This window comes from Pseudomonas sp. TE3644 (assembly GCF_056278815.1).
Window position 1 is genome coordinate 2459102 of sequence record NZ_JBWBQF010000001.1, and the last position, 12571, is coordinate 2471672.

The 12571-nt window shown below is 65.8% G+C and carries 12 protein-coding genes and 1 pseudogene; 6 read left to right on the forward strand and 7 right to left on the reverse strand.

All coding sequences use genetic code 11. From position 1 onward, the window contains the following. The first annotated feature begins 59 nt into the window (after positions 1-59). On the forward strand, positions 60-275 hold the full coding sequence (locus tag ACZ9GA_RS10810; RefSeq protein ID WP_457362680.1) for a cold-shock protein: 216 nt from the start codon (positions 60-62) through the stop codon (positions 273-275). A gap of 102 nt (positions 276-377) precedes the next feature. On the opposite strand, the gene ACZ9GA_RS10815 is transcribed toward ACZ9GA_RS10810, so the two are convergent. Next, a complete protein-coding gene (locus ACZ9GA_RS10815; RefSeq protein ID WP_457362679.1) occupies positions 378-902 on the reverse strand; it encodes a DUF2867 domain-containing protein in 525 nt (174 codons plus the stop codon). 186 nt (positions 903-1088) lie between these two features. Here ACZ9GA_RS10815 and ACZ9GA_RS10820 point away from each other — a divergent pair, with 186 nt between their 5' ends. After that, positions 1089-1361 carry a CopG family ribbon-helix-helix protein gene (locus ACZ9GA_RS10820; protein WP_457362678.1) on the forward strand — a complete coding sequence of 91 codons (273 nt, stop codon included), beginning with the start codon at positions 1089-1091 and terminating at the stop codon, positions 1359-1361. After that, positions 1361-1636, forward strand: coding sequence for a type II toxin-antitoxin system RelE/ParE family toxin (locus tag ACZ9GA_RS10825; protein WP_457362677.1), 276 nt, complete (start codon positions 1361-1363; stop codon positions 1634-1636). Before ACZ9GA_RS10820 ends, ACZ9GA_RS10825 begins: the two co-directional genes overlap by 1 nt. Positions 1637-1776: 140 nt before the next feature. On the opposite strand, the gene ACZ9GA_RS10830 is transcribed toward ACZ9GA_RS10825, so the two are convergent. The 5 genes and pseudogenes from ACZ9GA_RS10830 to ACZ9GA_RS10850 form a co-directional block, all read right to left on the reverse strand. Beyond that, a complete protein-coding gene (locus ACZ9GA_RS10830) occupies positions 1777-2778 on the reverse strand; it encodes a nucleoside hydrolase (protein ID WP_457362676.1) in 1002 nt (333 codons plus the stop codon). 2 nt (positions 2779-2780) lie between these two features. After that, the gene (locus ACZ9GA_RS10835) at positions 2781-5219 is read right to left on the reverse strand and encodes a PEP-utilizing enzyme (protein ID WP_457362675.1); all 2439 of its coding nucleotides are present in this window, start codon (positions 5217-5219) and stop codon (positions 2781-2783) included. Beyond that, a complete protein-coding gene (locus tag ACZ9GA_RS10840; RefSeq protein WP_457362674.1) occupies positions 5216-5674 on the reverse strand; it encodes a cell division protein in 459 nt (152 codons plus the stop codon). Before ACZ9GA_RS10840 ends, ACZ9GA_RS10835 begins: the two co-directional genes overlap by 4 nt. Before the next feature lie 156 nt (positions 5675-5830). Then, the gene (locus ACZ9GA_RS10845; RefSeq protein WP_476227606.1) at positions 5831-6535 is read right to left on the reverse strand and encodes a methyl-accepting chemotaxis protein; all 705 of its coding nucleotides are present in this window, start codon (positions 6533-6535) and stop codon (positions 5831-5833) included. Positions 6536-6688: 153 nt separating this feature from the next. Next, positions 6689-7714, reverse strand: a pseudogene (locus ACZ9GA_RS10850) (HAMP domain-containing protein); the annotation flags it as partial. A gap of 245 nt (positions 7715-7959) precedes the next feature. On the opposite strand from ACZ9GA_RS10850, the gene ACZ9GA_RS10855 reads away from it, so the two are divergent. After that, positions 7960-8157, forward strand: coding sequence for a hypothetical protein (locus tag ACZ9GA_RS10855; RefSeq protein ID WP_457362673.1), 198 nt, complete (start codon positions 7960-7962; stop codon positions 8155-8157). A gap of 89 nt (positions 8158-8246) precedes the next feature. Here ACZ9GA_RS10855 and ACZ9GA_RS10860 read toward each other — a convergent pair whose 3' ends face one another. Then, positions 8247-9149, reverse strand: a complete 903-nt coding sequence (locus tag ACZ9GA_RS10860; protein WP_457362672.1) for a LysR family transcriptional regulator — start codon at positions 9147-9149, stop codon at positions 8247-8249. A 110-nt stretch (positions 9150-9259) separates the two neighbouring features. On the opposite strand from ACZ9GA_RS10860, the gene ACZ9GA_RS10865 reads away from it, so the two are divergent. Both ACZ9GA_RS10865 and treA read left to right on the forward strand, forming a co-directional pair. Next, positions 9260-10789, forward strand: a complete 1530-nt coding sequence (locus ACZ9GA_RS10865; protein WP_457362671.1) for an MFS transporter — start codon at positions 9260-9262, stop codon at positions 10787-10789. Between the two features lie 61 nt (positions 10790-10850). Next, positions 10851-12473 (forward strand): alpha,alpha-trehalase TreA, encoded by a 1623-nt coding sequence (treA, locus tag ACZ9GA_RS10870; RefSeq protein WP_457362670.1) that lies wholly within the window; start codon positions 10851-10853, stop codon positions 12471-12473. Positions 12474-12571 lie beyond the last annotated feature (98 nt).

The window sequence follows — 12571 nt, forward strand, 5'->3', positions numbered from 1 at the left end:
AGGTACCGTATGCACCGGGCAATCCGGCGCAACGTAACGGTTACCACGGAGATCGCGCCATGCCTGTCAACAAGCAGCAAGGGACCGTAAATTGGTTCAGCAGTGAAAGAGGTTTCGGCTTCATTACCTCAAGAGACGATGCCAGTTCGATTTTCGTACCCGGCACCGCGATAATCACCCCTGGTGTCGCAACGCTCACGGAAGGGCAAGCAGTCAAGTTCAATACGAAGGAAGGTCAGAAGGGAATAGAGGCGACTGAAGTAGAGCTGATGTAGCCATACGCCGCTTTTGCTTAAAGGTGGCTATCCGACTACAGCCACCGCTCGCCCCAAACGCGGTGCGTTTCGGGCTCGCCTTGTTGTTTACTTTAACAGTGCTTAGCGCCGATTGATCCCGCGCAGGGTCATCGGCGCAATGCGTCGATGGAACGGCGCCACCGGCAGCATGTAGACCTTGCCCAGCCAGTTATGCGTGCGTACCACCGTGGACAGCACCACGGTGCGCGTGCCGTCCGCCGTCAGTGGCAGGCGCGTCACGGCCAAGAACACGTCCAGGTGCTTGTCCTGGTCGGCCACCAGCACCTCGTCTTCGCTGTTGGCCAGCAGCGTGAAAATCCCCACCCGATCGCCCGGCTGGTAGTCCTCATCCGGCCGCGCCAGGTCGACCCGGGCCAGGCTGCCCAAGTCCTTCAAACCCACGGCTTGCACCAGTTGGTTGCGCAACTTCATCAGGTTGTCGAGCCACGGCGGGGTGGCGGCCAGCATCGTCAGCAGATGGCGCAGCGCGGTGCGCTGCGGGTCGCGAACCTGCACTTGGTGGCAATCGACAAAGTCGGCGCCGGGGGCATGCAGGGCGATGGCGGAGTGGGGCGGGGGTGGGCAGGGGTGGACGAGGGTGTTCATGGCGCTCCTTGCGATCAGGTTGAACGGTGAAAAGATGATCGCACAATCGCCCAGGCGTCCCGATACGAAACGCGCGTGATGATAAATTATTCATTGTGATTACAATTCCATCATACTGCTGCAGCTCGATACTCTATTCTGCACACCGTTGCATTTTTACTCCTCGCACCTCTGGAGCGCCTTCTCATGATGACCACTACGAAAAGCAGATCCGTGACGGCCCATATCCCGGTTCAGTTGGCGGAAAAGATAGATTTGATGGCCGAACGGCTCGAACGGTCCAAGAACTGGATCATCAAGCAGGCGCTGATTGCATGGCTTGATCAGGAAGAAGAACGCAGCCGCCTGACCCGTGAAGCCATGCAAGATGTCGATACCGGAAGGGTGATCGATCATCAGGCTGTGCAAGCGTGGGCCGAGAGTCTTGGTACGGACGCAGTGATGCCGGTGCCGCGTTGATGGTATTGAAATGGACGGAAAAAGGGCTTTCCGACATCGCACGGCTCTACGATTTTCTGGCAACAGTAAACCGGCCGGCTGCAGCCAGAACGGTTCAACAGCTGGTCGCCGCGCCGCAAACCTTGCTGTCAAATCCCCGAATCGGGGAGCGCCTAGAAGAGTTCGATCCGCGGGAGGTTCGGCGCCTTCTGATTGGCAATTATGAGATGCGTTACGAGATTCAGACGCCGACGGTCTATGTGCTGCGTGTATGGCACTCCCGAGAAGACCATTAGGCTGTTGCCCACCGCTGCCTGCGCGCAAGCATGTAGCCGCTGCCGCCAGGCTGCGCTGGCCCTGATGTGCGCTGAATACTATGAGTGCACTCAGGGGCCAGCGCAGCCTGGCGGCAGCGGCAGCGGCAGCGGCTACGGCGTCAGGTCGGGCGGTTGATGATGGCGGCGAACTGGCGGGCGAACTGGGCCTGGGACACGCCGGTCACGTAGTCGACCTTGCGCGAACCGTGGGCCTTCACCCGCAACTGACCGCAGTGATTGTCCTGTTCGGTCTGCTCGACGTCCACCGCCAGGTACTCGCTCAACGTCCGGTTGGCCGTCACGGCCCCGGTCATCAGCAAGGTCGCCAACGGGTCGAAGATGGGCACCGGCAGGTTGCCTTCGGCATTGTCCCCGGTCTTTTTCTTGAACACGTTGCTGACCAAAGTAGCGACCGGGTCGGTGGCGGTGATGGTGGTGACGTAGCTGGGGTCGAGGATGACGTGGTTGCAGGCGTCCAGCGGCACCAGGGTGACGGGGATGTCGGACTGCAACACCTGGTCGGCGGCCAGCGGGTCGACGAACACGTTCCATTCGGCATAGTGGTTGCTGCTGTAGCGGCTGCCCTGGTCCCAGGCGGGCAGGGCGTTGTTGAGCGCGGCCACGTTGCCGTCCACGTGCACCGCGCCGGCCATGGCGACGATGCGCTCGATTTTGGCCAGGTCGCTGGCGGCCGGCTTCAGGGCCAGCAGTTTGGCCAGGGTGGTGAAGCCGCCCAGGGACAGGATCGTGACCTTGTCGGTGCTGGCCGTGAGGGTGTCGTGCAGCAGTTCCCAGGCGGGTTTGACGGACACCTCTGGCAGCTGCGCCGGGTTGAGGGTGCCGATCAGGCCCATGATGTCGTTCATGTCGCTTTTGAACGGCTGCGGGAACAGGTTGTTCAGGCTCAGGGGGATGTCGGTGCCGCGCCCCAGCGGCACGTGGTGGTGCCCGCCGATGCCCAGCAGATGCTGGGCGATCAGCAGCCCCCATCCCAGGTTGGTTTCGCCGCAGCCGGTCACGGTCAGGCCGATGATCTCGACGCTGGGGTCTTTCATCAGGTAGGCGATCGACAGCACGTCGTCCCAGCCCATGTCCGAATCGATGAATACCTTTTTCTTCATGGTTACGCTCCTTCGTGGTCCAGTGAAAGGTGGCCATCATGATAGATCACGGCCTGGCCCAGCCAGGCGCTGTCGACCTGGGGCAGTACCGCCGACGGGGTGCGCAGTTCGCGCAGCAAGGTGGCGCCGTGGGACAGGCGGCCGCCCATGCGCGCGATCACGGCGCGGGCCTGGCGGTAGTGCGCATGGCGGCCAGGGTCCAGGGTGTGTTCGAGCAATATGTCCTGGCCCAGGATGCCACGCACCTGGCCGGGGTAGATCATGAAACCGGTGGCCTGTTCGCGGCCCTCGTTGCCGTCCTGCCAGAAGCTGCCCTGGCGCTCGCGCACGTGGGGGTGCGGCGCGAACCAGTGGTCGCGGTCGGCGGCAGGCAGGCTGTGGTGCAGTTTGAAAAACAGGCGCATCAGGTTGTCGCGGTACCATTCACGCACTTGCAGGTAGTAGCCGCGCAAGCCCGGCAGCCCCAGGCGGTGGGCCAGGTGAATGGCAGCGGGCCAGGCGGGGAAGGCTTGCAGTGGCAAGTCGGTGGCAGGCGGCCGGGGCGCGGCCGGGTCGGTCTCCCAGGGCAGGCGATGGGGGCTGTGGCTGAGGTCACCATAAGCCGTGGCGGGGTTGCCCAGCCACGCGCCGCCGCTGCTGGCCAGCGCCGTGCCAATGCACAGGTTGCCTTGCACCACGAACACATAGAAGCGGCTGAACCAATCCGCCAGCACCTGGCCCGAGGCGCCCTGCAGGCTGTCCAATTCGCGCTCGAAACGGCGCAGCCCCGGCTCCAGATGCTGCAAGTGCGCGCGGGCCTGACGCTGCATGCGCAGGAACAGGGGCAGGCTGCGCAGCACCCGGCCAGGGCGCAGGGGCAGGTGCGGGGTGGCGCCGCCCACTTCGTCACCGTAGCGGCTCGACGGCAGCCCCCAGTCGGCCAGGCGTGCCAGGAACAGGTCGTTGTTGATGTAGGAAGCATTGCCGAACAGCGCGGTGAAGGGCTCGTTGTCCTCCAGCACCCGGGTGTCCCAGCGCGCCATGATCGCCGGGATGCTGGCGGCGGCGCGGCGCTGTGCGTACTCGACAAGGCGGCTGGGCTGCGGCGGCAGGATCTCGGCGATGTTGGCGGCGGTGAGGTGGCGACGCCAGCCGTAGTCGGTCACTGGGCGGTATTGCAGCAGCCACAGTTGCGCGCCGTCCCAGGCCCATTCGATGTCGCCCGGCACGTAGTGGAAAACCCGCAGCACTTCCTGCAGGAAGGCCCACAGCTGCGCCGGCTCGAGGCCGTGCCCTGCGTTGAATGGGCCATTCGACCAGCCACCGTCCAGGCGCGACAGGGTGGCCCGTTGCGGGGTGCGCTGCCCGTCGGCCAGGCCTTCCAGGTGACCGTCCACCCATTCCACTTCCACGGCCAGGTGGCGGGTGAAGGCGATGCCTGAGACCTGCGGTTCGATGAACCGCTGCACCACGACCTCCTCGACACCCTCGGCGACCAGTTGGTCTATACGCATGGCCACCTGGCTGGCGGCTTCGCGCAGAAAGGTGGTGCTGAGCCCGGCATTGGCGCTGTCAGCCTGGTCTTCGGCATGGCTTGAAGAACGCACGGCCCACAGGGCGTCCGGGTGCGTGGCCAGCCAGTTTTCCAACCGCGGATCGTTGCCGCAGGTCACGCTCAAGGCCGGCGGCACCGGCAGGCCGGCCATGTGCGCCAGGCGCAGGCGGCCGCCCTTGGTGTGGGCGATAAAACCGGCGGTGGGCGCTTCCAGCGCCTGGCAGAAGGCGGCGGGCGTGTCGATCCACGGGTAGTGGCCCCAGCCGGGGACCAGGCTGACGATCAGGTCGGCGCGGGCCAGGATCGCCGACCAGGCAGCGGCCTGCTCGATGTTCAGCACCTTGTCCTGATCACCCCAGATCAACTCGATGGGGTCGCTGATCCATTCCAGCAGTGGCAAGGCGGTGTCGGCGCGAACCATGTCCCAGTAGGGCACGAAGGCTCGGCAGCGTCGGTAGCCGTCGCCCATGCGCTGGTAATGCGCGGCGGGCCAGTTCTGGCTCGAGAACTTGCGGGCGAACCAGGCCGGCCGATGCGACAGCGCCCAGTGGATGGCCTTGCGGATCGGCATCGGCGACATCAGCGCCGGCAACCGCCGACGCCACAGGAAGGCGCCCACCGGTGCCAGCAGCACGGTGCGGCTGAAGTGGCCGGGCCGGCGCTGCAAGGCGTGCAGCACGATCAGCGCATTGACGCCCACGGCAAAAATCGCGCTGCCGGGTTGGGTCATGGCCAACAACGCCTCGGCGTAGGCGGGCAGGTCTTCGCAGGGCGGCTGCGGATTGTCGCCGAACCCGGGCAATTCCACCGGCACAGGGCGGTAGTGGGCGAAATGCGGCAGGGCATCGTCCCACCACTGGGCGGCGCTGCCGTTGCCGGCCAGCAGATACAGGACCGGTTTGTTCATGGCTGCACCGCGCGGCGGTCATTCAGCATCAACCACAGCAGCGGCGGCACCAGGGCCAGCAGCGCCAGGCCGTCGACCAGCACATTGACCCAGACCCCGGCACTGGCCGACAGCCAGATGTCCTGCGGGCCCCACACCAGTATCCCCAGCAGCAGCCAGCCCCAGGCTGCGGCGCTGCGCAGGCGCTGGCCCAGGTGGGTGAGGGCGAGCATGCCGATGCCGTAGCTTTGCAGGGTGGCGCCGAACAGCGCGAACCACCAGCGTTGCTGGGTGGCGGCTTCAGCCGGTACGGGAGTGGTCCAGAAGGCGTTGTCGACCCAGTGCAGGTAGAAACCCAGGCCGTCGGACCAGGTCAACAGCAGGCCGCCCAGGATGTGCCCGGCAACCAGCAGGTACAACCAGATGATCAGTGTCAGGCGGGTGCGGGCGGGGGTGGCGAAGAGCGAGCGAAACATTCCATGTCCTGCGCTTAAGAGGTGGCGCGAGCATGAAGGCAAGGGTTGCGCAGTGTCAATGTAGCCGCTGCCGCAGGCTGCGCTGGCCCTGATGTGCACTGCAGATTTCCAGCGTACATGAGGGCCAGCGCAGCCTGCGGCAGCGGCTACAGGGCGTCAGAGAATAAAGCGCGCCACCTTGCCATTCAGGTCACTGGCATGCTCCTGCAACGACCGCGACTGCTTCTCGGCATCCAGCGAACCTTCCACCAAGTCCTCGCCCAGCGACTTGATGGTGACCACGTTGCGGGTAATCTCCTCGGTTACCGACGACTGCTCCTCGGCCGCCGACGCAATCTGCTGCGACATGCCGGAGATTTCACTGGCGGCCTCGGTGATTTCCTCCAGCGACGCATAGGCCTGCTGCGCGTCGGCGACGCTGCGCTGGGCCAGGTCCGAGCTGTTGCTCATGCGCGCCACCGCATCACCGGTGATGCGCTGGATATTGCTGACCGTGGCCTGGATCGACTTGGTCGATTCCTGAGTGCGCTGGGACAGCATGCGCACCTCGTCGGCCACCACCGCGAAGCCGCGGCCGTGCTCGCCGGCGCGGGCCGCTTCGATGGCCGCGTTGAGGGCCAGCAGGTTGGTCTGCTCAGCCACGGCCTGGATGCTGGTGAGCACGCTGGTGATGGACTGCGAATAGTCGCTCAGCTCGTTGACCACCTGGGCGGCGGCGCTGATTTCGCTGGACAGGTCGACGATCGAACCCTGGGTCTTGCGCACCAGCTCCAGGCCCTTGAGGCTGCTGACCGACGATTGTTCGGCGGAGGCGGCGGTGCGCTCGGCGTTGCCGGCGATTTCCTGGGTGGCCGAGGCCATCTCGGTGACGGCGGTGGCCACCAGGGTCAGTTCCTGTTGCAGGCGCTCCAGGCTCTTGGCCGAATCGCTGCTGCGGTGCAGCACGCTGGTGGACTCCTGGCCGATCTCCACGGCCTGGTGGCGCACGTGGCCGATCAGGGTGTGCAGGCTGCCGACGAACTGGTTGAAATGGCGGCCCAGATCGCCCACTTCGTCATCGGACTGCTGGGCGATGCGCTGGGTCAGGTCGCCGTCGCCGCTGGCGATCACCTGCAGGCCACGGGACATGGCGCCCAGCGGACGCAACAGCCACACGCACAGGGCGTTGACAACCAGCAGCGACAGAATCAGGATGCCCACCAGGGTGCCCAGCGCCACCCACAGGCTGCGGTGCAGCGGGGCCAGCAGCAGGTCGTTGTCCAGCACCAGCACCAGTTTTTCGTGCTGGTGTTCGATGGGGATCACGTACAGGCGCTGGCCTTGATCGTTGAGCAGGAACTGCACGCCGTCGCTGGCGGCCAGGGACTGCAGGGCACTGCTGGTCAGCGCCGGGTAGAGGCTGTCGACCGGCTTGTCCAGGGCGTTCTTGTCGTTATGGCCGAGGATGATGCCGTCGTGGTCGACGAAGAATGCCGAGCCGTTGCCCGGCAGCTTGATCTGTTTGAGCTGGCTGAGAATCTCGCTCATGCTCACGTCCGCGCCCAGCACCCCCAGGGTGGCGCCGTTGCGGGTCAGCACCTTGCCCAGCGACAGCACGAAGCTCTGGGTAGCCGCCGCCACCGACGGGGTGGAGAAGTACACGTCGTTGGGCGCCAGCAGCGCCTGCTGATACCACTTCCACTTGCGCGGGTCGTTGTTGTCGGGCGGCAGGGTGGCGCCATTGGCGTTGATCTGGCTGCCATCGGGGCGGGCCAGGAACACGTTGTCGAACCCCCCGGATACCTTGGCCTGCTGCAGTTGCGCCAGCAGCGTATCGTCGCCGGCACCGGCCACCACCGAGGCCATAGCCATCTGTTTGCTGGTCAGCCAGTAGTTGACGTTGGCGGCGAACACTTTGCCGGTGTTGCTGACTTGCTGGGCGATGCCGGTTTCGATGTTGTCACGGCTCTCGACGTAGTGCAGCGCGGTCAGGCTGCAGCCAACCAGCAGCAGCGCGACGCTGGCCGACAGGGCCAGTTTTTTACCTAGGGTCAACTTCATAAAACACCTTGCTTGGGCAGTGCGAACGTAAATGCGAAGCGCATTCAGGGGCTCGTTAGCTAGCTATCGGCACAGCGTGGAAGGACTGAAGGGCGTTGGTCGGACTTTTTGTAACCGGTTTCAGGGGGCAGGCGACGCAACACCATCGCCCGGTCCCACATTTTGCAACGCACCATGGCCTGCCTGCGTCGCACCAGGTGTCTATCCTTTCAGACTCAAGTGCTCGCACCTGCAAGGACTCACTCATGAAGCCAACCCCTCGCACCCTGATCAGCCGCGAACCCTGGTGGGCGCGCCCACCCGCGCCCGGGCAGGATGAAAGCACCTGCGATTGGGGCTGGCTGGAGATCTATTCGGACCGCACCTTCCGCTTCGACCCCACGCGGCCCACCGACGAGGAAATCCGCAACCGCAAAGGCTGCCGTGTGGCGCAGGATTCATGAACCGCACGCCAGCCATCGCGGCCAAGGCCGGCTCCTACGCCGTCCGTGGTAGGAGCCGGCCTTGGCCGCGATGAAGGCGCCGCAATGGATCAGGCCAAATGCGGCCCCAGCACCAACCGCTCCGCCAGAAAATCGATAAACACCCGCAACTTCGGCAACGGCTGCCGGCTCCCCGGCCACAGCAACGAAAACGTGCCACCCGCCACCAGCCGATCCTCCAGCAAACTGCACAAGCGACCTTCGCGCAGGTACTGGCCCAAGGTGAAGTCCGGCAGGTAGGCAATCCCCAACCCGGCCACCGCCGCGCCAATCAGCGCCTCGATATTGTTGAACGTCAACGTGCCCGGCAACTCCAGCGGCGGCAGGCCTTCGCGACCTTCAAAGGCCCAGGCCTGGAGCTGGCCGTTACTGTGGAATCGATAGAACAGGCAGGCATGCTCACGCAGGTCCTCCGGGCAGGCCGGCACACCACGCTGCGCCAGGTAGTCGGGCGCGGCCACCAGCATGAAGCGAAACTGCCCCAGGCTGCGCGACTTGAGCCGCGAATCCAGCACCTCGCCGCTGCGAATCACCGCGTCCATGCCTTCGGCGATCACGTCGACCATGCGGTCGCTGAAGTCCAGGTCCAGCTCGATCTGTGGGTAGCGCCGGGTGAACTCGGGCAGGATCGGCAGCAGCATGCGGTAGCCCAGCGCCGGCAGGCTGATGCGCAGGCGGCCGTGGGGCACGTCGCGCTGGCGCGACAGTTCGGCCTGGGCTTCTTCCAACTCGCGCACCACGCGGCTGCTGCGGGCGTAGAACAGCTCGCCGGCTTCGGTGAGGCTGATGTGTCGGGTGCTGCGGTTGAGCAGGCGCACGCCCAGGCTGTCTTCCAGGCGGGCAATGCTTTTGCCCACCGCCGAGGCGGAGATGCCCAGGCGTTGGGCGGCGGCGACAAAGCTGCGCAATTCGGCAGCGCGGACGAAGGCGGTCAGGCCGCTGAGGCTTTCCATGGCAACCTTTGCGGACAGTTTGTCCGGTTAGACGGGACGGCTGGCCTGTTTTTCCAGGATTGACGACATCCTATCCTCGGGCCATCGACATTGGCTACAGGACGTTGCACATGACTCCCCCCACTTCCCATTCCGCCCGTTACGGCCTGCTGGCCGTGTGCCTGGCGGCGATCATCCTGCCGTTGAGCTTTTCCGCCGGGGCCATCGCCACCCCCGCCATAGGCCGCGACTTGGGCGGCAGCCCACTGGCGCTGGCATGGATCACCAACGCCTTCATGCTGACCTTCGGCAGCCTGCTGCTGGCGGCCGGGACCCTGGCCGACACCTACGGGCGCCGTCGCCTGTTTGTCGGCGGCGTGGCCTTGTATGTGCTGGTGTCACTGGCCCTGGGCGCTGCGCCCAGCGTGGCGATACTGGACGTGTTGCGCGGGGTGCAGGGCGTTGCTGCGGCGGCCGCCCTGGCCGGTGGCTCGGCGTCCCTGGCTGAATTGTTCGAAGGCAGCGCGCGGACGCGTGCCTACAGCGCCTTGGGCAGCAGTTTTGGCGTGGGCCTGGCGCTGGGGCCGATGCTGTCGGGCTGGCTGATCGGCCAATGGGGCTGGCGCTCGGTGTTCTTTACCGCGGCGTTGATCGGCGTCGTTGCGCTGGTGCTGGGGCGGCGTCACCTGCGCGAGTCCCGCGACCCGCAGGCGGGGCGTCTGGACGTGACGGCCACCGTGCTGTTCACCGCCGCCCTTGGGCTGCTGACGTGGGCCATCATGCAGGTGCCCGTCAGCGGCTGGGCCAGCGTCGACGTCAGCGCCAAGCTGCTGGCGGCACTGCTGTTGCTGGCGGCCTTCGTCGTCGGTCAGCGCCGGGCGACGCGGCCCATGCTGGACCTGAGCCTGTTCCGCTACCCGCGCTTTCTGGGCGTGCAGGTGCTGCCCATCGCCACCTGCTATTGCTTCGTGGTGCTGCTGGTGGCCTTGCCGTTGCGCTTCGTGGGCATCGAGGGCCGCAGCGAGATCGACGCCGGGGTGGCGATGTTGGCGCTGTGTGCACCGATGCTGGTGGTGCCGGGCATTGCCGCCTGGTTGACGCGCGTTGCCAGCGCCGGGCTGATCTGCGCGCTGGGCCTGGCGGTGGCTGCCGTGGGCCTGTGGTGGCTGGGGCGCCTGCAAGCAGACGCCAGCGCGGCGGCCTGGGTGGCGCCGATGCTGGTGATCGGTATCGGCACCGGCTTGCCTTGGGGGCTGATGGATGGCTTGTCGGTGAGCGTGGTGCCCAAGGAGCGCGCGGGCATGGCCACCGGGATTTTCAGCACCACGCGGGTGGCGGGCGAGGGCATTGCCCTGGCCATTGTCACGGCGCTGAGCAGCAGCCTGATCGCTCACCAACTGAACCTGGCACTGCCCCCATTGGCCTCGCTGCCACTCACCCAAGTCGCACAGTACCTGGGGGCAGGGGAGTTGGACCAGGCGGCCACGCTGGTGCCACAGGTGCCGCGCGCGGTGCTGACCCAGGCGGTGGCCCACGCCTTCACTGAGCTGACCTGGGTATTGGCAGCCATCACCCTGGTCTTGGCCGCCGTGGTGCTGGTATTTCTGGGCGAGCGCCATCTGGAACCCAGGTCGCAGCCCCTTGCCGCAGAATCGGAGTGAACCCTGGCGGACGGCGGGCGGTCACTTGACTGTTGCCATCGATCCGACAAGGAGTCCGCCCATGCGACCTTTGCACTTTACCAGCCTGACCTGCGCCGCCCTGCTGGTGGCCGCCTGTTCCAGCCAGCCACCGGCCATGTGGGGCGCCAACGACGCCGCCAACCGCCCGGCCTTGCCGCCCGACCAGGCCTACCCGGAACTGTTCGAAGCGGTGCAGCGCGACCAGGTGTTCAGCGACCAGAAACACTTCGTCGACGCCTTGCCCAAACGCGACCCCGCCAAGATCCGCGCCGACTACCTGGCCCAGCGCGAGCGTTCGGGTTTCGACCTGAAAACCTTCGTCACCGCCAACTTCATCGAGTCCGGCGAGGCCGACAGCCCGGCGCCCAAACCCGGTGCGCCGATCAAGGAACACATCGACAAGCTGTGGCCGGTGCTCAGCCGCAGCTACGACCAGGTGCCGCAGTACAGCAGCCTACTGCCGTTGCCCCAGCCCTACGTAGTGCCGGGCGGGCGCTTCCGGGAGATGTACTACTGGGATTCCTACTTCACCATGCTGGGCCTGGAGCAGAGCGGTGACAAAGCCCAGGTGCGGCAGATGGTCGACAACTTCGCCTACATGATCGACACCTACGGGCACATTCCCAACGGTAACCGCACCTACTACCTGAGCCGCTCGCAGCCGCCGTTTTTCGCCTACATGGTGGACCTGGAGGCGCGCATCGAGGGCGACCAGGCCTACGGCCGCTACCTGCCGCAACTGCAGAAGGAATACGCCTACTGGATGGAGGGCGCGCAAAGCCTGCAGGCCGGGCAGGCGCTGCGCCATGTGGTCAAGCTGCCCGACGGCAGCCTGCTCAACCGCTACTGGGACGCCAGCGCCACGCCGCGCCAGGAATCCTGGCTGCAGGACGTGAAAACCGCCGACCAGGCCGCCGGGCGGCCCAAAGAGCAAGTGTGGCGCGACCTGCGCGCCGGCGCCGAAAGCGGCTGGGACTTCAGCTCGCGCTGGCTGGGTGACGGCAAGAGCCTGGCCACCATCCGCACCACGTCCATTGTGCCGGTTGACCTCAACAGCCTGATGTACCACCTGGAAAAAACCATCGCCAAGGCCTGCCAGACCACGGCCGACAGCGCCTGCACCCAGACCTTCGACCAGCGTGCGCAGCAGCGCCAAGCGGCGATTGAGACGCACCTGTGGAACAGCGCCGGTGGCTATTACGTGGACTACGACTGGCGTGCGGCGCAGCAACGCCCGGCCCTGACGGCGGCCACGGTGTTTCCGCTGTACACGGGCCTGGCGTCGTCTGCGCATGCCAAGGCCACCGCCGATGCGGTGCGCGGCGGCTTGCTGCGGCCCGGTGGTATCGCCACCACCCAGGTCACCAATGGTCAGCAGTGGGACGAGCCCAATGGCTGGGCGCCGTTGCAGTGGGTAGCGGTGCAGGGCCTGACCCGGTATCAGGAAACCGGGCTGGCGGCGCAGATCGGCACGCGCTTTCTGCATCAGGTGCAGGATCTGTATAGCGTGCAGAGCAAGTTGGTGGAGAAGTACGACCTGTCCGGGATGGGGCAAGGCGGTGGGGGTGGTGAGTATGAGTTGCAGGATGGGTTCGGGTGGACGAATGGGGTGACTTTGAAGTTGCTGCAGAGGTATGCCGGCGACTATACCGCCGGCAAATAGACCACCCTGTAGCCGCTGCCGCCAGGCTGCGCTGGCCCTTGTGTACGCTGAAGATTTTCAGTGGGGCACAGGGCCAGCGCAGCCTGGCGGCAGCGGCT